The organism is Neobacillus sp. FSL H8-0543, from assembly GCF_038592905.1.
Taxonomy (GTDB): domain Bacteria; phylum Bacillota; class Bacilli; order Bacillales; family Cytobacillaceae; genus Neobacillus.
The window spans coordinates 1,567,812-1,590,277 of the sequence record NZ_CP151943.1 but is presented as its reverse complement, the minus strand read 5'-3'; the positions used below and the strand labels follow the sequence as shown (position 1 = coordinate 1,590,277).

Annotated in this window: 15 protein-coding genes and 1 pseudogene; 12 read left to right on the top strand and 4 right to left on the bottom strand. The window is 36.9% G+C overall.

The window, feature by feature from the left end:
* Nucleotides 1-12 precede the first annotated feature (12 nt).
* The 6 genes and pseudogenes from NSS81_RS08275 to NSS81_RS08250 form a co-directional block, all read left to right on the top strand.
* Nucleotides 13-1,473 (top strand): oligosaccharide flippase family protein, encoded by a 1,461-nt coding sequence (locus tag NSS81_RS08275; protein ID WP_342433025.1) that lies wholly within the window; start codon nucleotides 13-15, stop codon nucleotides 1,471-1,473.
* 305 nt (nucleotides 1,474-1,778) lie between these two features.
* The gene (locus NSS81_RS08270) at nucleotides 1,779-3,200 is read left to right on the top strand and encodes an MBOAT family O-acyltransferase (protein WP_342433024.1); all 1,422 of its coding nucleotides are present in this window, start codon (nucleotides 1,779-1,781) and stop codon (nucleotides 3,198-3,200) included.
* A 19-nt stretch (nucleotides 3,201-3,219) separates the two neighbouring features.
* On the top strand, nucleotides 3,220-4,407 hold the full coding sequence (locus NSS81_RS08265; RefSeq protein ID WP_342433023.1) for a hypothetical protein: 1,188 nt from the start codon (nucleotides 3,220-3,222) through the stop codon (nucleotides 4,405-4,407).
* 139 nt (nucleotides 4,408-4,546) lie between these two features.
* Nucleotides 4,547-5,605: a glycosyltransferase family 4 protein gene (locus tag NSS81_RS08260; RefSeq protein ID WP_342433022.1), complete on the top strand. Its 1,059-nt coding sequence runs from the start codon at nucleotides 4,547-4,549 to the stop codon at nucleotides 5,603-5,605.
* 24 nt (nucleotides 5,606-5,629) lie between these two features.
* On the top strand, nucleotides 5,630-7,069 hold the full coding sequence (locus NSS81_RS08255; protein WP_342433021.1) for an O-antigen ligase family protein: 1,440 nt from the start codon (nucleotides 5,630-5,632) through the stop codon (nucleotides 7,067-7,069).
* 245 nt (nucleotides 7,070-7,314) lie between these two features.
* Nucleotides 7,315-7,437, top strand: a pseudogene (locus NSS81_RS08250) (NAD-dependent epimerase/dehydratase family protein); the annotation flags it as partial.
* Between the two features lie 151 nt (nucleotides 7,438-7,588).
* On the opposite strand, the gene NSS81_RS08245 reads toward NSS81_RS08250, so the two are convergent.
* Both NSS81_RS08245 and NSS81_RS08240 read right to left on the bottom strand, forming a co-directional pair.
* A complete protein-coding gene (locus NSS81_RS08245) occupies nucleotides 7,589-8,692 on the bottom strand; it encodes a hypothetical protein (protein ID WP_342433020.1) in 1,104 nt (367 codons plus the stop codon).
* A gap of 11 nt (nucleotides 8,693-8,703) precedes the next feature.
* Nucleotides 8,704-10,164, bottom strand: coding sequence for an MBOAT family O-acyltransferase (locus NSS81_RS08240; protein WP_342433973.1), 1,461 nt, complete (start codon nucleotides 10,162-10,164; stop codon nucleotides 8,704-8,706).
* Between the two features lie 194 nt (nucleotides 10,165-10,358).
* Here NSS81_RS08240 and NSS81_RS08235 point away from each other — a divergent pair, with 194 nt between their 5' ends.
* The 4 genes from NSS81_RS08235 (at nucleotide 10,359) to NSS81_RS08220 (ending at nucleotide 18,409) form a co-directional block, all read left to right on the top strand.
* Entirely contained in the window at nucleotides 10,359-11,477 is a 1,119-nt protein-coding gene (locus NSS81_RS08235) for a glycosyltransferase (RefSeq protein WP_342433019.1), read from the top strand.
* 317 nt (nucleotides 11,478-11,794) lie between these two features.
* Nucleotides 11,795-12,856 carry an MraY family glycosyltransferase gene (locus tag NSS81_RS08230; RefSeq protein WP_342433018.1) on the top strand — a complete coding sequence of 354 codons (1,062 nt, stop codon included), beginning with the start codon at nucleotides 11,795-11,797 and terminating at the stop codon, nucleotides 12,854-12,856.
* Nucleotides 12,857-13,083: 227 nt separating this feature from the next.
* Nucleotides 13,084-17,205, top strand: a complete 4,122-nt coding sequence (locus NSS81_RS08225; RefSeq protein WP_342433017.1) for a bifunctional 2',3'-cyclic-nucleotide 2'-phosphodiesterase/3'-nucleotidase — start codon at nucleotides 13,084-13,086, stop codon at nucleotides 17,203-17,205.
* Nucleotides 17,206-17,347: 142 nt separating this feature from the next.
* Nucleotides 17,348-18,409, top strand: coding sequence for an MraY family glycosyltransferase (locus NSS81_RS08220; protein ID WP_342433016.1), 1,062 nt, complete (start codon nucleotides 17,348-17,350; stop codon nucleotides 18,407-18,409).
* 48 nt (nucleotides 18,410-18,457) lie between these two features.
* Here the strand turns inward: NSS81_RS08220 and NSS81_RS08215 are convergent, their stop codons facing one another.
* Nucleotides 18,458-19,468, bottom strand: coding sequence for an LCP family protein (locus NSS81_RS08215; protein WP_342433015.1), 1,011 nt, complete (start codon nucleotides 19,466-19,468; stop codon nucleotides 18,458-18,460).
* 207 nt (nucleotides 19,469-19,675) lie between these two features.
* Nucleotides 19,676-20,308 (bottom strand): YigZ family protein, encoded by a 633-nt coding sequence (locus NSS81_RS08210; RefSeq protein WP_342433014.1) that lies wholly within the window; start codon nucleotides 20,306-20,308, stop codon nucleotides 19,676-19,678.
* A 259-nt stretch (nucleotides 20,309-20,567) separates the two neighbouring features.
* Here NSS81_RS08210 and NSS81_RS08205 point away from each other — a divergent pair, with 259 nt between their 5' ends.
* Complete coding sequence (locus tag NSS81_RS08205) at nucleotides 20,568-21,740, top strand: sensor histidine kinase (RefSeq protein WP_342433013.1); 1,173 nt, start codon at nucleotides 20,568-20,570, stop codon at nucleotides 21,738-21,740.
* 13 nt (nucleotides 21,741-21,753) lie between these two features.
* A complete protein-coding gene (locus tag NSS81_RS08200) occupies nucleotides 21,754-22,434 on the top strand; it encodes a response regulator transcription factor (protein WP_342433012.1) in 681 nt (226 codons plus the stop codon).
* Nucleotides 22,435-22,466: the final 32 nt, after the last annotated feature.

Sequence of the window (22,466 nt, the reverse complement as noted above, 5' to 3'; positions counted from 1 at the left end):
TGAGGGTTGTTCATGCAAAAATCGTTATTTAAAAATGCTTTTTATAAAATTGCTTTAAATTTCTTTAATCTGATCGTGCCTGTGATTATTGGGGCGTACGTTTATCGGACATTAGGTTCTCATGCGATCGGAAGCATAAAGTATGGCGAAACGATTTTTAATTACTTTTTTATTTTTGCGGCCTTTGGCGTTTATCAATACGGATTGCGTGAGGTCAGTAGAATAAAAAGTGATATCAAAAAGGCATCCCAACTTTTTACTAACTTATTTATATTTAGCCTTCTGACTAACATAGTTACCCTTATAATATATCTGGCTGTTGCCTATTTCGGTTATGGAGATAATGCTCTTTTTCCAATTTTACTGATTTACTCGATTAATATCTTCTTTAACCTTTTTTATGTCGAGTGGGTAAATGAGGCCTTTGAGGAATATGGGTTTATTACACTAAAAACAATGATAATAAAAATGATTTATGTGGCTTTATTACTCTTGTTTGTTAAAAGCTCAGATGATTATCTCATTTTTGTTGGTTTGTTAGTGCTGACAACTGTGTTAAATAACATTATTAGCTTCATATATGTAAAAAGAAGAGTGAAATTCGACTTTAGTGACATTCGGTTGCGGACCCATTTAAAGCCTATGTTTCTTGTTGTTATTTTTTCCAACGGAAATATTCTTTACACGCAGCTCGACCGCTTCATGCTTGGGGAATTTGTAAGTGAGACATCAGTAGCCTATTATACAATGGCTCAGCAAATCTCGACTATGATTAATGCGATTATGCTTAGTATTATTCAAGTGACGATTCCTAGATTGTCGTTTTTAGTGGGCAGCGGTGATAATGAGGAGCAGTATCTTGACTTGCTGGGTAAAATAACTAAAATCTATTTGTCCATCTTATTCCCTGCTGCTATTGGACTTTATGTGATTTCTGATCTCGGTGTAAGGATTTATGGGGGAGCGGAATTTATAAATGCTGGATCGGTGTTGGCGATTTTTGCCCTCTACATGATTACCCTCGGGTTCGAATCAATCCTTTCCAATCAGGTTATCTATATAAAGCAAAAAGAAGCTATCCTGGTACGATTTATTTTTATTGGTGGATTTGCCAATTTAGCATTAAATTCCCTATGCATTTATTTTGGTGTGCTAAACGCGGGAACCGCAATTTTAACTACTGCTATAGCGAATTTGGTGCTAATAACTTGTGAGTACACTTACATTAAGAGGGTTCTTAAGATTCCAATCCGTCTACTATCCTGGACGAATCTAAAGTATCTTGTCTATTCACTCTCATTCATTCCTGTATCACTGGCGATTCGCTCTATTTTCAGTGGAACAATTTTACTATTTGTGTTAATCATCGTTGCCTGCGTCAGCGTGTATTTGATCATTTTACTACTGACAAGGGATGAAATCGTCACTTTGTTTACTTCAAAGGTGAAGGGGAAGTTTTTGAAAAGGAAATAGAAGGACTCAAGTCCTTTGTACGGTTGCTAAAGCTGTTGGGCTTTGGTAGTGTGTTGATATTTGTAAAAGATGAAAATGGCTTATTTTATATACAGTCCTCATGGGGACAGCTGTCATTATTGGCAATCTAGCACCATTTTACCGCATTAGTCAACATGTTCAGTTAACGCTCCTACTAATGAAAACAGATTTTACCCGACATTTAAAACAAATGCTCACCTTGTTTATCCCTAGTTTTTCAGTAACGATTTACTCTGTTTTAGATATAACCATGCTTTTAATTTTGCTTTGAAAGGGGAAGCAACTTGGTTTTCAGCAATTTGGTTTTTTTATTCATCTTCCTACCGCTCGTTCTGGGATCTTATTTTTTAGTTCGCAAGGAATTGCAAAACTACCTGCTATTAGGCTTTAGTTTGGTTTTTTATGCATGGGGCGAGCCTAAATATGTTGTAATTATGATTTTTTCAATCATTCTAAATTATATAAGTGGGTATCTTGTTCATACGTTCCGTAATCATAAAAATTTAAAAAAGATTACACTAACGGTAGCCATCATAAGTAATCTTCTCGTCTTAGGCTACTATAAGTATATAAATTTCTTGGTCGAAAACATTAATGAATTATTTTCAATGAACATTCAAATTGATCCAGTCGTATTACCAATTGGAATTTCCTTCTTCACTTTCCAATCAATGTCTTATGTCATTGATGTTTATCGACAACCAGATGAAGTTCAAAAAAACCCTTTTCATTTAGCCTTATATGTAGCTCTCTTTCCGCAATTAATTGCAGGACCAATTATTCGATACAATGAGATTGCAGCTCAAATTAGGAAGCGTTTTGTCAATCTGGAGAAATTCTCAGAAGGTCTTAGGATTTTTATTATCGGTTTATCAAAAAAAGTATTAATTGCTAATCAAGTCGGCTTTGTTGCTGACGCTATTTTTAACAAACCAGCCTCAGAGATGAGTGTTTTACTTGCCTGGATAGGAATTATCGCCTATTCTTTGCAAATTTACTTCGATTTCTCTGGTTATTCTGATATGGCGATTGGTTTGGGGAAAATGTTTGGTTTTGATTTTTCCAGGAACTTTAACTATCCATACATTTCAAAATCAATCGGTGAATTTTGGCGGAGATGGCATATCTCCTTGAGTTCTTGGTTTCGGGATTATGTTTACATCCCATTGGGGGGGAGTAGAGTTTCAAAATTCAAAAGCTATCGAAACCTATTTATTGTCTGGGGACTAACAGGGCTATGGCACGGTGCAAGTTGGACTTTTATTGCTTGGGGCCTCTATTACGGAGTTATTATTGCGATTGAAAGAGCTTGGCTAGGTAAGATTTTAGAAAAACTATGGAGCCCAATTAGACATACATATGTCATCCTTATTTTTTTAATTGGCTGGGTGTTCTTTAGGGCCGATAATTTTTCCTATTCTTTTGACTTTATCAGGACCATGTTTGGTGCAAACCACCAACCACTTTATGATAAGCTTGCTATTTATTATTTATACGACTATGGGGCTGTTCTGGTTCTTGCGATGATTGTCAGTACACCAGTAATTCCCTATCTAAATAAAAAGATAAATAAGCTCATTACTGGAGCGGTATTACACCATTCAAAACAACTAATGATCTCCGGAATTTTCTTATTCTTATTGATCATTAATATTGTCCATATGGTAAACTCAACCTTTAATCCATTTATTTACTTCCGATTCTAGGTATAAAGGAAGGATTCTTATGAAAAAAATCATTCATTTTTTGTTTGTACTGGCCTGTTTATTAATCATTTTTAGTGTTGGGATTTTTACCTTTCTAGAACCTGATCGTGAAACTTCAACTGTTGAAAATAGATCCCTTGCCCAGCGCCCTGACATTACAAAACAGTCAATTCTATCAGGACAATTTTTCAGGGATTTTGAAACCTACTTCTCAGACCAATTATATGGTCGAGATAAGCTCATTTTGGCGTACACAAAGGAACAACTATTCCTAAACAAGACAATCATTAATAATATTGTCGTTACAAACGATAATTGGCTTTTATATACCCCTTCTACGACGAAGATGGATAAGGAAATAGATTATTCTTTAGCAAACTTAAAAGCGTTAGCAGACCCAATTCAAGCGTCTGGGGTCGAAGTCTTTTTTGCAGCAGCTCCATATAAGATGAATATGCTTGAAGATATCTATCCAACATACATCAACGAACAAATCGGTGTCGAGAATCGGAACTATTTTATGAATCATTTGCCAAATACCATCCAAGGTATCGATCTCTATCAAAGTTTTAAAGAAAGCTATTCCCAGTCACAATTAAAAACGATGTATTTTAAAACTGACCATCATTGGAACATTGAAGGAGCTTTTGCGGGTTATCAAAAGATCATTCAAGAGATGAATGATAAATCGAAGCTATTTAAAGGAAAGCCAGTACAAAAAGAAAACCTTACATTAGTATGTAATAATGAATCTTCCTTCGTAGGGAGTCTTAACCTCCGTCTATACAGCATTATTGATACTTCAGAAGAAAAGATTTGTTATTATAACCCGGTCTTCAATTCTAAGGAAGGAAAAGTAACAGCGAAACAAATGACTGGGGAAACTTTAACATCGATTAACGATATCTATGCGACAGGTTTAGAAAGAGATAAGGTATTTTACGGACATCTATTTACATGGGATCTGCCTGAGATTAACTTTGAATACCAAAATACAGGTAATGACCTACATCTTTTAGTTCTTAAGGATTCATACGGCAATCCAATTCAACCATTCATTGCTCAGCATTTCAATAAAACATCAATATTGGACATCAGACATTATAGTGAAAAAACTGTTTCACAATATATTATAGATAATAAAATAGACATCGTGCTTTTTGTTTATAACGACTCAAATTTAACAGGCCAAATGTTCGAATTTTAAGGAGTTCAACCTCGGGTAATTAGGAAGTGCTAATGCTAAGTTGGTAGTGAAAATACTTGATAAGACAGGTGATTAACGATACCATAAAGTTGGTTTGGAAATAAGGGATGTATAATTGCATTTATAAGAGGGGTTTCTATTGTCAAAAATTCTTTATTTATTAAACTATGTTGGTAAAGGTGGCACGGAAAAGTACGTCTTAGATTTAATTCAGTCTGTTGGGCCAGAAAATTGTTTATTTGTTTACTCGGAAGAGGGACCCGGTCTCGATGATTTTGTCTATGCCAAGGTCAAGATGTTTCAGGTGAAGATGAATGGTCCTTTTGATCTTAAAGCGGCAAAGCAAATAAAACAAATTGTCCTAACCGAACAGGTAGATGTTGTTCATGCCCAATTTTTACGTGAAAATTACGTAGCCATTTTAGCAAAAATAATGGGAGCAAAATGTAAAGTGTTCTGGACCTACCATGTGGATGTTCCAATGGGAAAGGGAATTAGAATTATAAATAAAATTATGACTGCGTTCAATACTAAGGTTATAACCGTTTCACGTTTTATGTATCAGCAATTAGAAAAAAAGGGTGTTTCCGCTAATAAGCTAAAGTTGATCTATAACGGTGTAAACGGACCTGCTGTCTCGTATCCACTAAATAGTTTAGGGGAAGTTCCTGTTATTTCAGTCATAGGCCGGCTTCGTGAGGAAAAGGGGCAAGTCTTTCTCCTCAAAAGCTTAGCTGTTTTAAGGGGATTAAACCCAGGATATAAATGGGAATGCCATATATATGGAGAAGGTCCACAGCAGGCTGAGTTAGTTTCCTTAGTAAACGAGCTTAATCTTAAAAACTTTGTTCATTTTAAAGGTTTTTCCTCAAATAAGGAAAAGCTATATTTAAGCAGTGACATAGTGGTCATACCGTCAAGTAATGAAGCATTATCTTATGTGGGCATGGAGGCACTCTCCTATAGCAGAGTAGTGGTGGCGACGAATGTTGGTGGCCTCCCAGAGATTATTAAGAACAGAGAAACTGGCTTGCTTGTTGAGTATGGAGATGTAGAGGAGCTTGCGAATGTTCTTAACAGCCTTTTGACCGACCAAGAGCTCGTCCAGAAACTATCGAAGTATGGGAGAATATATTTTGATCAACACTTTACTCTTGCGAAAATGATTGAGGAAACGTCAGGCTTGTATAAGCAATAACTTTAGATATAGGGGTACAATGTTATGAAATTACTTCAGGGAAACCTTTCATTTTTAACCTTAGGAATACTAGCAGTTGCAGCAGGCACTATGTTGGAAAATACAATGGTAGCCATGCTGATTTCAATATTAATCGCGTTTATTTCGTTTTATAAAAAAGAAACCGGGTTAATATTTCTCGTTATTTTTATTCCGCTTCGTCCATTTTTAATTACGATGAACCCAGGTTTTAAAATTCTTGGGGATGCAATTATTGGACTCCTTCTTATTAGGACCTTCTGGGATTACCGGAGAGATTATAAAAAACTGTTCACTTTTCACCCCTTTGAATGGGCCTTTTTTGCCTTTGGGATAATTGGTGTACTTTCAGCATTAATAACGGATGTATCAATTAAATCAATTATCTTCCAATTACGGGCATACTTTCTATTCTATTTAGTTTTCTATGTAGTAAAACGAATGGAGATTCGGCTAGATACGATTCGAAAAATGGCAATTACGACCTTTATCTTGGGGGTAATTCTTTCCTTGCAGGGGATCATTGAAAAAATCTCGCATAAAACGATGTTGATGCCACAAGAATGGCAGGAGTGGTGGTTATCACCGACAAATAGAATCCGTGTTTACGGATTGCTAAAAGGACCGAATGAATTGTCGCTGTACCTGTTAATCGCTTTTATTATTTCGCTCTTATTACTTAAATATGTTCATGGGAAAATGCGATATGCCATCTATGCTGGGTTATCATTAATTGGGACAACGTTCCTGCTAACGTATTCGCGAGGGACGTTACTAACACTCATTGTTTTTCTGCTTGTTTACATTGTCCTTAACCGGAAATGGAAGCCCCTTGTGTCAATTGGCTTAGTTTCATTGGTTTCCTTTGGACTGTTTTATGGGGTTAACCAAGCTGCGGATCAATATTATGGTCATTATTTATCGGATACAAGTTATGAAGAACAAGGGGAAGAGAGTGAGACTGAATCTGAGGGCGGCAAAAGATTTAAAAATACCTTTTCTGATGAAACGATTGGACAGAGCAACACGAGCGGACGTATCTATTATGTGAAAAAGGCAATTGAAATCTTTAAAGATCATCCGATTATTGGTACTGGTTTTGGAACATTTGGAGGCGCAGCAACCCTTGCCTATTCCTCGCCGATTTACGAAAATTATGGGATTGAAACTAATTTCTACTCGGATAATCAGTATATCTTAATCCTTGCGGAAACAGGCGTGCTCGGAATGCTTGCTATTTTGCTGATCGGATATATTTTATTAAAAATCACCTGGAAAAATCGTAAAGAATTTTCCAGTCCACTCCTCATCTATCTATTTGTTGCACTTATTGTCGGCGGAACCGTTTATAACATTTTAGAAAACGATACGTTTATGATGTTTTACTTTATTCTTCTCGGCATTGTTTTAAATCAAAATAATAATATAAAACACAGAGTCATGTAGGACTCTGTGTTTTTATATTTGTTGAAATGTGCAGCTCATAAAAAAATATAAACTAATACTAATTTTTCAAAATATCTTGGGTATTAATAATTTGTTCAGTTGGTTAAAATATTCACATATTTATAGCTGACCCTACCAAGTAAATACTCGAATGAAAGTGTTTGGCAGGGTGATAATAAAAGTATTATGATAACATTTGTGAGAGTAAAGGAGGGTGAATGGCACGGAAAGAATTATTAGTGGCAATTGCTATATTAGTAACAGGTGGAGCAGGGTATATTGGGAGTCATGCATGTGTGGAACTTCTAAATGCAGGCTATGAAATAATTGTCGTAGATAATTTTTCAAATAGTAACCCTCAAGCATTACTCGGTTGGGTAGCCAAACGAGGAATTGAAGAAATGTGCCAGGATTCGTGGAAGTGGCAGAAACAAAATCCCAATGGCTATCATGCCAAAAATCAAAAATAAAGATGATAAAAGGGCGAGAATCCCCTACCTGGGGATTCTCGCCCTTAATTTAGTCTTTTTTTGCGTAGTGCTCTTTGATTGTACTTTCTTTTTCAAGTTGATTAATGTCAAAGTTTGCGATTTGCTCTTTGAAATCCTCGAGTTTTGCCGCATATTCCTTGTCTGATTGAACTGGTTTATTCGTTGCAATATAATCAATAATCCAGTTATTGATAAAGGTATAATAATGGACCAGGTCACCTTGATAATTTCCAATATTAAAGGTAATTTCCTTCATATCCTGAAAATCATAAATCTCAACATTCGGGTACTTTTGTGATAGCTCATATACTTCTTCTTTAAACTTCATCCTCTCAGTTATATAATCAGGATGCTTTTTATAAAAAGTAACATGGTTATAAATCGGATATGGTGCATAGAACAGGGTGAATGTTGTATTTGGATGTGCCTCCACAAGCGATATTACATTTTCTTTAAATGACTTCATTAGTACAGATGATTGCTCAAATGTTGGCAGTTGATTTAGAGGCTGAACCTCATTTAATTTTGTTTGAATATGCTCAATCGATTCAACTGGGGCAACTTGACCAAATTTATAAAGACTTTCAACTTCTCTCCATCTTTCGTCACCCTTTTTATTGGCCATTAGGTTTTTATAAAGAGTTTCGACTGAATAAGAATTAAATAAGTATTTAATATCATTTATTCTTGATTGATCATACATGTAGGTCGGGAAATCACTCGGCGGGCCAGTAACCCATTCTGGATCTCCGGCAAAGGAATAATAATTCAGTTCCCAAATGACCCGTTTCAAGTTTGGTTTATCATTTAATGCCGCTTCCGCCACCATCGATTGTTCTTTTGCGGTAGATGCTGGCAAGGAGGCGTTGAAGTTTTTTCCGCCTAGTTTTTCATTTGCATAGCTTTCGCGGAAATTCCGCCCCATCGAAGTGGCGGTAAATAACGTATCATACTCCAAAGTTTTTAGGAGTCCGGGCATTTGATACCGTTCCGCCGCGAGAAATTGTGGTCGATAAAGTTCTGTCTTTCTGAAATAAAACAAGGGATCAATGGTATAAATAATAATCGAAACAAACAGGATTAATACAGAGGCCATGACGGTAAATGCCCCAAGAAACTTTTTATGTGACATACGTTTTCTCCTCAAAATTGAAAGTATAAAAATTCGCTTACTCTGTTTAGGTACAAAAGTGCGATAACGGTAATCAAGCTAATGAAGGCAGCTGCTCGATAACTAGGTTTGAATGAATTTAAGCGCTCAATCGAATTTCTTGCTAAGATCACAATGGCAAGGGCAACGATAAATATGCTAGTTAATTTTAAATCAAAATAATAGGTTCCCGGTATGAAGTGGGTACCCAGCCGTTCATTAAAAAATGCTGTCATACCCGCTGGAAAATGAAACCCTTGAAGGCTGAACATTTTTTTCAGCATTATATTTGCCGTCTGCAAATCGGGTGAACGGAAGTATACCCAGGCAATATGAACAAATAAGAAAGTAATGAGCCAGGCAATGAACTTAGGTAGTTTGAAATTTAATCCCTTCCAGAAGCGATTAATCATACTAGCAATTCCATGCATGATGCCCCAAATAACAAACGTCCACCCAGCGCCATGCCAAATCCCGCTAACAAAGAAAATGAAAAAAGTATTAAAATAGGTCCGTATGTCCCCTTTTCTGCTTCCACCTAAAGGGATATAAAGATAGTGAGTAAAGAAGCGGCCTAAGGTCATATGCCATCTTCTCCAGAAATCTTGAATATCTAATGCCTTATAAGGCGAATTAAAGTTAATTGGGAGTTTAATATTGAATAACAGACCTAAGCCGATGGCCATATCACAATAGCCGCTAAAATCAAAATATAATTGAAATGTATAGGCCAAGGTTGTAATCCAACTATCGAACATGGTTAAGGCACCGATATTGTTGTAACCAAGATTTGCCCACTCAGCAAATGTATCAGCGATAATAACTTTTTTAAAAAGTCCAATTGCGAAAATATATAACCCTGATGCTAGATTGTCCGTTTTTATTTTGTAATTAGAACCATCGTGCAGCTGGTCAATAATTTCCCTATGGTGAACAATTGGTCCCGCAATCAAGTGAGGGAAGAAGGTTACAAAGAATGCATAATCCAACAAAGTATACTCTTTTGTTCCCTCGCGGTATGTATCAACCAAATAAGCAATTTGCTGAAAGGTAAAGAAGCTGATTGCTAACGGCAATGCCAGATTTAGCAACGATATATTCGCTGAAAAAACAGTATTAATATTGGTTATAAAAAAATCAAAATATTTGTAATAGCCAAGTAATCCAATGTTAAAGATTATCCCTATCGTCAAAAAGGCTCTTTTTAGACGCAGATTTTCCAATTTATTTAGGATGGATGCCATCGTAAAGTTTATTGCTATCGAACTAAGAATGATGGGTAAGTACTTTATATTCCAATAGCTATAAAAATATAGATTGGCTATAACAAAGAATATTTTTGCGATACTTTTGTTTTTTAATTTCAAAAGCAGGTAATATCCTGCAAACACAATTGGAAAAAAGATAAGTAAAAATACATAGGAATTAAATAACAAATTTTGAACCTCCTGAATGAAATAAAAACACCGAAATTATTATAACATATTGACTGAAAAACAAATAATTTGCATTAAATTGATGAGTAATGTCAACTATTGTTAATAATAACAAATGAGTAACTTTAAATTTATGTTTTTCGTCATAATTCATGGTATAGTATGAATTATGAAAAATGTAGAATCAGCAATATATTTATATAGGAGAAATCATGAAAAACAACAAAGTAACAGTCATTTCTAATATGTACCCGACGAGTGAACATAAGAGCTTTGGGATTTTTGTAAAAAATCAGGTGGAGGCACTTCAAAACAAAGGACTGGATGTTGATGTGATTGCCATTGACAATCCCAATAAAGGCAAATTGAACTTAATCCGTAAGTATGGAAAATGGATGATCACTTTTCTGTTTCATTTGGTTTTCAAGGGAAAGAGAACCTCCGTGGTTCATGCTCATTATGTATTCCCAAGCGGCTATCTGGCAAAGTGGTATAAAAAAATGTTTGGTGCTCGGTTTATTGTTACTGCCCATGGAGGCGATATCGATAAAATGGTTAAGAAAAATGGCCGTATTTATACGGCCACCAAAAGTATTTTAAAAGATGCAGACCACGTCATTGCTGTCGGGCAAGAATTATTTGGGACACTCGAAAATGAATTTGGCGTTCCTCGTGAAAAACTTTCTCTCATTAATATGGGAGTTAATCTTGAGGTGTTCCAAAACATTGATAAGGCCCAAGCACGTGAAGGGTGTGGAATTTCCAAAAGGACAATCCCGCTCCTGTTTGTTGGAAATATCATTGAACAAAAAGGACTTAATGAGTTTGTGGAAGCCCTAGCAATGCTAAAAAGAGATAATCAAGATATTGAATTATTTGTGCTTGGATCAGATAAGGACCAGTCATACTTTCAAAAGCTGAAGACACTCATTGCAAATAAGGACCTAACTGAGTGTATCCATTTTCTTGGTACAAAAAGCCAAGCGGAAGTAGCACGATGGATGGCGGCGGCGGAGGTGTTTGTCCTACCCTCACATATTGAAGGATTTGGACTTGTAGCATTAGAAGCGATGGCTTGTGGAACACCAGTCGTGGGAACGAATGTAGGCGGACTTAAATACCTGCTCGGACAGGGGAATGGAATACTTGTCGAAGTGGGGAACGCTGAATTGTTGAAAAATGGGATTCAACAGGTATTAACTTCCGAAAATATCAAAAATGAGCTTATTAAAAATGGCTTAGAAAAGGCAAAAGAAAATGATCAAAACATCATGACTGATCGTGTTATTGCTCTTTACAATGGCAAGCGGAAGGAAGCAAGAGCTTTTTAAAATGGTTTAGAAAATTTTTCACAATCCTACCTTTAGCACTCATTGAATTTTTTTGAAAAGGAATTGAAACCTTTCCCATTCGAATTCGTCTTATTTATTGAAGCAGAGTTACATACCCATTATAATATCAGTGATATCTACTTTCGTGAGGGTTTCTACGTTGTATGCAAACTATGCCATCACTAAAAACTATTTCATTCTGTATGTTTCTGTGTTATAATCCATTAGGATTATAGGCTAAACAATACACACCACAATCCACCCTGAATATTTGTAGAAATAGAGACAGGGACGGATTATGAATTCGGAGGCGCTGTATGTTTTACGTTACATTAATTGTTTGTTTCTTGGCCTCAATTCTCCTCACACCTGTTGTGAAAAAGTTAGCATTTAAAATTGGAGCCACAGACAGTCCAAACCATCGGAAGGTTCACAAGAATGTGATGCCGAGATTAGGCGGACTTGCTATATTCATAAGTTTTATTATTGGTATTTTAATTATAAATCCTGAAAGTTCTTATCATCTGCCAATTGTCTTAGGAAGCATTGTTATACTTCTCACAGGAATGGTTGACGATATAAAAGAAATATCCCCCAAGGTTAAGCTTGGAGGACAAATAATTGCGGCCTTAATTGTTGTCGTTATGGGCGATATTAGTGTGCAATTTATTAATCTACCATTTGGCGGTAAAATAGATTTTGGTATTTTTAGTATCCCAATTACAATGATTTGGATTATTGGGATTACCAATGCTATTAATCTAATTGATGGATTAGATGGGTTGGCAGCTGGTGTATCATCGATTGCCCTTCTGACTATTGCTGGAATGGCGGCAGTTATGGGGAATGCTTATGTATTGGTGATCGCTTTAATTCTAGCTGTTTCAACTATTGGTTTTCTTGGTTACAACTTTCATCCAGCGAAAATTTTTATGGGTGATACCGGTGCACTGTTTTTAGGATTTATGATAGGTGTTTTAGCACTGCTAGGGTTTAAAAATGTAGCATTTATTTCATTTGTTATTCCAATCATTATATTAGGTGTACCGATTTCTGATACATTTTTTGCGATTATCCGCAGACTGGTTAATAAACAGCCGCTCTCGGCACCAGATAAATCTCATCTCCATCATTGCTTAATGAGAACAGGATTTTCACATAAGCAAGCAGTATTGTTGATCTATGCGATGGCTGCAGTATTTGGTCTGGCTGCGTTCATTTTCTCACAATCCACTGTTTGGGGATCGTTAATTGTTATCTTGGCTCTCTTAATAACTATTGAAGTAATTGTTGAAAAAATAGGCCTCATTCGTGAGGATTATCAACCGCTGTTGAAGTTCATGAAAGGACTCCGACCGGTTAATGTCAAAAACCGATAGTAGTAGATTTATAGAAAGCCTTTAAAACATTCATGTTTTAAAGGCTTTTTTCTGCTTTAAAAGTTTAATTCAGCACCATTCGACTTTTCCAAAATAACGCAATAAAAATACAAAAAATTTACAAAAGGTACTATGATTCTAGTAGATTAACTAGTAAAATAATTTATGCAATACAAAATTTTTGTCGAAGGGCGGAAAAAGTGTTGAAGAGAAAGATTAAGAGAAGTATGAAAAGACGAATGCTTAATGGATCACTAGCAGCTGCGTTAGCGATTACAGTTGTTCCATTAAATGTTTTCCCAGGTACTGCCAAGGCCGAAGGAACAGCAAATACTGCAACTCTTCGTATCTTGGAAACTACTGATCTTCATTCAAATGTAATGCCGTATGATTACTACCAGGACACAGACAAGGGTATTAATTATGGCCTTGCAAAGACCGCAAGCTTGATCCAACAAGCAAGAGCTGGGCAGCCTAACAGCATGCTATTTGATGCTGGTGATACAATTCAAGGAAACCCACTAGCAGATTATGTAGCTAGAGGTGAACACAAATTAGCTCCCGATGCTACACATCCAATCTTTAAAGCAATGAATTATTTGGAGTACGATGCAGGTATTGTGGGTAACCATGAGTTTAACTATGGATTGGATTATTTAGATGATGTTTTACAGGAAGCAGATCACGCTATTGTAAACGCTAACATCTATATTGATGATAAAGATGATAACCCTGACAACGATGTAAATTATTTTGATCCATACAAAATTATTGAAAAAGATATTATTGATGCACAAGGAAAACCAGCGAAAGTCAAGGTTGGCGTCATTGGTTTTGCACCACCGCAAATTATGCAGTGGGATAAGGATAACCTAACAGGTAAGGTTATTGCTAAGGATATTGTTACTCAAGCTAATAAATTTATTCCAGAAATGAAAGCTGCTGGCGCTGAAGTAATCGTTGCGATTGCGCACTCAGGCTGTGACATTGCTGCTGAAGGACAAGAAGAAGCAGAAAATGCTGTTTATGATTTAACCAAAGTGGAAGGCATCGATGCCATGCTTTTTGGCCATGCTCATTTAAATTTCCCTGGTGACAAGTCCTTTAATGGTGTCGAGGGAATTGATAATGTTAATGGAAAAATCAATGGCACTCAGGCAGTTGAAGCTGGATTCTGGGGAAATAACCTAGGTGTACTTGATTTAGCTTTAGTTCAAGATGCTACAGGAAAATGGACTGTTGATAAAACAAACTCTAAGTCAGTTAATGTCCCTGTAACAGCTGATACGGCAGTTAATGCTGAAATAGTCGAGGCAGTGGCAGTTGAACACCAAGGCACACTTGACTATGTACGTGGGAAAATCGGCGAAACCGTTACACCAATGCATAGCTTCTTCTCACGTGTAATGGATGATCCATCCGTACAAGTAGTTAACAACGCACAAATTGATTATGTGAACAACTGGATCAATACGAAAAGTCCTGAACTTAAAGGCCTCCCAGTCATTTCTGCTGCAGCACCATTCAAAGGCGGCCGTGGCGGCGTAGGTGACTTCACGAATATCACAAAAGGTGACCTTTCGATTAAGAGTGCAAACGATTTGTACTTGTTCAATAACACCTTAAAAGCTATTAAATTAACCGGTGCACAAGTAAGAGAATGGTTAGAAATGTCTGCTGCGCAATTCAAAACAATCGACCCTGCTAAAGTGGGAAATCAAGAATTGCTGGATTACAATTTCCGCCCGTATAATTTTGACGTGATTGACGGTATTAAATACCAAGTCGATGTCACTAAAGACAGACGATACAATTGGGAAACGGGTGCAATTGAAAATGCTGATTCCCATCGTATTATTAACTTCACGATGATGGACGGAACACCAATAGCAGACGATCAAGTATTTATCGTAGCAACAAACAACTACCGTGCTAGTGGTGGTGGCGGCTTCCCAATCAAAGGGGCAGAAGTAGTCATTGACTCGCCATATGAAAACCGCGAGCTTTTAATGGATTACATTAAAACACAAGGTGTTGTGGATGCAACTGCTGACGAAAACTGGAAAATTGCTCCTGTTGAAGGCAATGTAACATTAGCATTTAACTCTTCTCCTGTTGCCAAAGACTACCTAGGTGTAACTCCAAATGTTAAGGACCTTGGTGTTTCAACAACTAAAGAAGGTTATCAAACATATCAACTAGACCAAAACATTCATGTTCAATTACTAGGTATCAACGACCTACATGGCCAGCTGGATACTTATAGATCAATTAAAGACAGCACAGGTGCTACTGTCGACAAATCTGGCGGAATAGAATACCTTGCTGCCTACCTAAAACAAAGTGAAGAAACGAATATGTCTAACACATTAATGCTTCATGCTGGTGATACTGTTGGTGCAAGTGCCCCAGTGTCTGCATTACTACAGGATGAGCCAACAATTCGCTTCTTAAACGATATTGGCTTTGATGCTGGTACAATCGGTAACCACGAGTTTGATGAAGGTGTAGAAGAAATGCTTCGACTAATCAATGGTGGTGCACATGAAAAAACAGGTGAATTTGAAGGTGCGGACTTCCCGTACGTAGCTGCAAACGTTGAATACAAAGAATCAGGAGATCTTGTATTAGACCCTTATGTAATTAAAGAAGTTGATGGGGTTAAGATTGGTATTATCGGTGTTGTTACAACAATCACTCCAAACATCGTTATTCCAAGTGCAGTAAAAGATGTTGTCTTTACTGACGAAGTAACTGCTATTAACAAATACACTGCAGAATTAAAAGCAGAAGGTGTAGAAGCGATTGTGGTTCTTGCTCATAACCCTGGTTCCTCTAAGACGGATGGAACAGGTGCAACTGGAGAAGTTGTTGATTTTGCAAACAAGGTTGATGACGAAGTTGACGTGATATACGGAGGCCATGACCACAAATATTTAAATGCAACAATCGATAATAAGTTAGTCGTACAATCTTGGTCTTACGGTACTGCATTCTCAGATATTGATTTAGTCATTGATCCAATTACAAAAGATATTGTAATTGAAAAGTCAAAAGCTAAAATTGTAGACACATTGCATTCTAAAATTACTCCTGATGCTACTATTGCAGCTGAACTTAAAGCTTACAAAGAAGCAATTGCACCAATCCTTAATGAGGTTATTGGTGAAGCTGGAGTTGAATTAACAAGAATTGCAAATGAACATGGTGAACAGATCCTAGGTAATATGATTGCTGACTCAATGCGTTGGCAAATGGACACTGACATGGGTTTCATGAATCCAGGTGGTATCCGTAACGACCTTAACGCTGGTGAAATTACTTGGGGTGAACTATTCAATGTTCAGCCATTTGGTAACGACCTTATCAAAATGACTGTAACTGGTGAAATTATTAGAGAGTTGTTAAACCAACAATGGGCTGACCCAACTCGTGCGAAAATGCTGCAAATTTCAGGATTGTTCTACACATATGATGACACTCTTGAAAGAGGAAATAGAATTCTAGATATTTACCTTGAGAATGGTGATGAAATCGACCCTGCTGGAGAATACACGATTACTGTGAATAACTTCATGGCTGGCGGAGGCGATGGCTATCAAGCACTTCTAAAAGGAAAAGATTCTGTCCAAGGACCAACGGATTTAGATGGTCTCATCAATTACGTAAAAAATTACGAAGGCCCTATTTTTGGAGAATATGAGTACAGAATGGTAAATATTAATTATCTTGAAGAAATAGAGCCAGGCTGGCAGCAAGACGGCGATAACTGGTATTACATTCACCCTGAAACTGGTGAGCTTGTTGTCGATGAGTGGGAATTCATCAACAATAAATGGTATCTATTTGATGAAGATGGTTTGATGAAAACAGGCTGGATCTTAGAAGGTAACAAGTGGTACTACTTAGATGCAGTTAATGGCGACATGAAGACCGACTGGTTTAAGGTATCTAACAAATGGTACTTCTTTGAAGGCTCGGGTGTTATGAAAACAGGCTGGTTGAACAGCAATAAAACATGGTACTTCCTAGGCACAGACGGTGCAATGAAAACCGGCTGGGTATCCACAGATAAGAAGTGGTACTTCCTAGGCACAGACGGTGCAATGAAAACTGGCTGGGTATCCACAGATAAGAAGTGGTACTTCCTAGGCACAGACGGTGCAATGAAAACCGGCTGGGTATTCACAGGTAAGAAGTGGTACTTCCTCGACTCAAAAGGTGCAATGAAAACCGGCTGGGTACAAGTAGGTACCAAGTGGTACTTCTTATACGATAATGGCAGCATGGCAGCTAACACAACAGTAGGCAAGTACAAAGTAGGTAAAGACGGAGCATGGATTAAGTAATTTTGAGAAAAGAAGAGGTGATTTTCCAGGGATAGTCCTGGGGAATTGCCTCTTTTTGTTAATTCATAAAAAACCTTTAAACACGTGATAATGCTGTTTTTCTTTTGAATTTAATGGACAAGATACTATGGAGGAGGTTTCTATGATATTTCTTACCTTGATAGTATGCTTTTTCATCTCTATTCTTATTACTCCTATTGTAATTAAAGTAGCCTATAAAGTTGGTGCAACAGATCGTCCCAATAAAAGAAAGGTACACCAAACGTTGATGCCGCGACTTGGAGGCTTAGCTATATATATAAGCTTTTTGGTAGGAGTTTTAATTTTTCAACCTGAAAACCAATATTCAACATCAATTATGATAGGTAGTGGCATTATTATTATAACGGGGATTTTTGATGATTTATTTGAGCTATCGGCGAAAATAAAGCTTCTGGCACAAGTAATCGCAGCATTTGTTGTTGTTCTATATGGAGGCTTAGAAATCACTTTTATTAATTTGCCACTAGGAGGCTTGTTTGAATTCGGGTATTTAAGTATTCCTCTTACCATCCTATGGATCATTGGGATTACCAATGCGATAAATTTAATTGATGGTCTGGATGGTTTAGCTGCTGGAGTATCTTCTATTGCATTAATATCGATTTCTGGTATGGCAATAATCATGGGCAATCATTATGTAGTTGCGATTGGTTCGATTCTCCTGGTAAGCACTCTTGGGTTTCTTTACTATAATTTCCATCCTGCAAAAATTTTCATGGGCGATACAGGTGCCTTGTTTTTAGGCTATATGATTGCAGTATTATCCCTTTTAGGCTTTAAGAACGTTACCTTTGTATCTTTTATTGTACCTATTATCATTCTAGGGGTGCCTATTTCTGATACTGTTTTCGCTATTGTTCGCAGGATTATTAATAAGCAGCCAATTTCTATGCCTGACAAGTCACATTTGCATCACTGTTTACTCCGATTGGGTTATACACATCGGCAAACGGTGCTACTAATTTATGCTTTGGCCACCTTTTTTGGGATGGTGGCTGTAATCTTTTCTCAAGCAAAGCTCTGGGGAGCAATGGTTTTAGTTGCTATACTCCTTTTCCTAATTGAAATAATAGCCGAGAGAATCGGATTGTTTGGAAAGGATTTCCACCCCCTGTTAAAACTAATAAAAAGTATTAAATTATCAACAGAGAAAAAAGGGTGAGAACCAAAAAGGGTGAGAAGCTTTTAAAAAGCTTCTCACCCTTTTTATCTAATTATTACTTGTAGAATTGTTTATATCTATCGTTTTAGCTGTTTTAGATGTATCTGAAAGATGATTTTTTAGCGTTTCTTGTGTCTGTGCCAGTGCGGCCTCATCTAGTTGATAATAATAGATTCTATCAATATACGAATCGCCGCCAGCTAGACTTAAGGATTCAATATTGATACCGCTGCCTGCTTGTAAATAACTAATAAAAGATTTCATTTGATTAAAAGATAAATCGGTGGTCATGTTTTTACCAACAGCTTCGATTACATTTGAATATTTACCTACAGATTGAACAGATATAGCTTTGGAAAGGACAGCTTTAAAGATTTCTTGCTGACGCTCACCTCTTTTGATATCACTATCCATTTTCCTAGTACGTGCAAGAGCAAGTGCTTCTTCACCATCTAATGTTTGTAAACCTTCTTTAAGTGTAATTGCGCGTGCTTGGTCCTTAGAGTTTTGTTCTGAGAAGGTGTATGGAACTTCGACATCAATTCCATCTAAAGCATTTACAACGTCAATAAAGGCGTTAAAATTCATTTTTACATAATAATCAACTGGGATATCTAGCAGTTCCTCTACAGTATCTAGAGTGAGCTTTACTCCGCCATATGCATGGGCGTGATTAATTTTCGTATAGATATCCTTTTCAGGGATATGAACGTAAGAATCACGAGGGATGCTCAATAATTTGACTGATTTTTGATTCTTATTGAACGTTGCTAATAATAATGCATCTGTACGGGAACTATCGCTAAAATTTCGTTTACTACTGTCATCTACTCCAATGAATAAGATTGAGGTATTTTCTACATCAACATCGGCCGCTTTTACAGTATTCCGTTCAACAGGTGTATAGGAATCATTCATTACAGTTTCAGCTTTATTGTATAAATATGTTGCGTAGGCCGATACACTTATCAGTACGATAAGAATCGGTGTCATAATCCAGAGCCAAAGCCTTTTACGCTTTTTCTTGCTCCTTTTATATGATTGTCTATTAATAGACATAAAGTACCTCCTATATAGTTAAAGTAGAAAAGTGTCTAACTTTGTTGAAAAAAGGATAGTAAGCCATGTACCATTGTATAATATTATTCGTGATTGGTAAATTAAATTTATTAAAACTACATAATTTATTAGTTTTTTAATGGAGCTCCAGGCACTTCGTTTTCCGAAATCAACAATGAACTTTCAAGTATATTAAAAAGAAGCGGTTCAGATGTCCACTTCTAGGTAGAGTCTTTCTCCTTCTTGGATTTCCGCTTGTCCATTAGTTAGTTCAGTCATCCATTCATGAAAAGAATTTTTTTGTTCATCTTCAGCATATATTTCAAATTTGACTGTATCAAGGTAATGTATATCCTTGATGCTATAAACAGATGTGCGTAGTTCATTTTCGACTTTCCCAAGCCAAGTATAATCTACTGTTACATGAAGAATTCTCATTAGTTTCCTCTCTACTATTCCAACAGCAAGGATTCCTTCTGATGTCGCCTTACCGTAAGCGCGAATAAGCCCGCCAGCTCCCAATTTAATACCGCCAAAATAACGAGTAATAACTACAACTGTGTCTTTAAGGTTCTTTTTTTTCAAAACTTCAAGGATGGGAACACCGGCAGTCCCGCTCGGCTCGCCGTCATCATTGGCTTTTTGAATTTGGTCGTTCTCGCCAATGAGGTAGGCAGAACAATTATGGGTAGCATCCCAATATTTCTTCTTTATGACTTGGATAAATTCCTGTGCTTCACTTTCTGATTCTGCTCTTGAAATATGTGCGATGAACCGTGACCTTTGAATGGTAATTTCATGGCTGCCAGATTCCTTAACCGTGTAATAACGAGAAAGCATAAAGTGTCTACTCCTTTCGCTGCCTAAAGTAATAATAAAATATTTGTGTAATATATCTTTAATATTGAAGTAACCTTATCATGTTATAATGAGTCAAATATAAGTAGTGTTATATAAATTTTTCAATATAATAGTTTGTTATTTATCATTATACTACTTCGGATATATTGGATGTTGGGAAAATTTTTGGAATCATAGTTCTTAATAGTAAAATTTCCCCATTCGATGTAAACTATATAAAAGATCTCTGGAGGATGCAATGACGAACATTCAGAAGATTAATATAAAATCAATTGATGAAATCCGTGAAGAAATGATTGACATGGTTACAAGCAGCAAAAGTGACATCTTTCAGATTAGCGAGCAATGTCGTCAAGACTATGAAGATATGACAACCGAATTAGTAAATATGAGACAAATGATGGTCAGGCTTATTGGAGAGGAAAAACGGCTTGAACAACAGGTGAATCAAGCGAGATTAACTTTATCAGAGTTAAGCGTAAATTTTAAAGCCTATTCAGAAGCAGAGGTTCGGGAAGCTTATGAAAAGGCACATCAGCTCCAAATGGATCTATCGATTAACTGGCAATTTAAAAAACAACTCCTGGAAAAACGAGATGACCTTGAGCGGAGGTTATTAGGGTTAAATGAAACGATGGATCGTGCAGACCAGCTTATCTCTCAAATTTCAGTGGTCATGAATTATTTAATGAGTGATTTAAAATGGATGGGTGAAGAACTGCAAAATGCTAAAGCAAAGCAAGACTTTGGTTTGAAAATTATTGAGGCACAAGAGGAAGAGCGAAAACGTTTATCGAGGGAAATTCATGATGGCCCAGCACAGATGCTTGCAAATGTTATTGTCCGTTCCGATTTAATTGACCGTGTCTTTCGAGAAAGAGGGCCAGATGAGGCTTTAGAGGAGATTAGTAGTTTCAAAAAAATGGTTCGTTCAGCCCTCTATGAGGTACGAAGAATTATTTATGATTTGCGACCAATGGCACTTGATGATTTAGGGCTTGTCCCTACCCTCAGAAAATATCTACAGACAATCGAAGATTATCATAAACAATCACAAATTGAGTTTATCAACATCGGGTTAGATTGCCGGCTTCCTGCCAAATATGAAGTCGCTTTATTCCGAATGATACAGGAATCTGTGCAAAATGGACTAAAGCATGCTAATGCTTGCGAAATAAAGGTCAGGTTAGAAATGACCAAGTCTAGCATAAATGTCCTAATTAAAGATAATGGTGTTGGTTTTGATATTGCACAGAAAAAGCCGGAATCCTTTGGGATCATTGGCATGAAAGAACGAGTGGATTTGCTTGATGGCAGCATGAAGATTGAATCGAAAATGGGTAAGGGGACGAGTGTTGTTATCAATGTTCCATTGCCGCAGCAATTAAAAGATAAAAACAAGAGTGAATAGGGGGCGGAAAATAATGACGACTAAGATAGCAATTATTGATGACCACCAGTTGTTTAGAGAAGGGGTTAAACGAATTCTTGAATTTGAAAAAGGATTCGAAGTTGTTGCTGAAGGTGATGATGGTAGTGATGCCTTAGGAATTGTGAAGGCCCACAATCCGGATGTTGTAATTATGGATATTAATATGCCTCAAATGAATGGAATCGAGGCAACTCGTGAACTGGCGGAAAAATACCCGGAAATTAAAATCATTATTCTTTCCATCCATGATGATGAGAACTATGTAACCCATGCCCTCCAAACAGGAGCGAAGGGATATTTATTAAAAGAGATGGATGCTGATGCGCTTATTGATGCAGTCCGCGTGGTCGCTGATGGCGGATGCTATTTACATCCAAAGGTAACGCATAACTTAGTAAACGAATACCGTAAGTTAGCTGCTGGACATCATGGCGGCGGTGCCTTTCAAATGGCTGAGCTCCGTCGACCGCTTCACTTATTAACACGTCGCGAGTGTGAGGTGCTCCAAATGCTTGCAGATGGAAAAAGTAATCGCGGCATTGGGGAAGCTCTATTTATTAGTGAAAAAACAGTCAAGAACCATGTCAGTAACATTTTACAAAAGATGAATGTCAACGACCGTACACAAGCCGTCGTCTCAGCCATCAAAAATGGCTGGGTCGAGGTACGTTAATTTGATTTGAAGAGCATGCTCCAGGTGAGTGT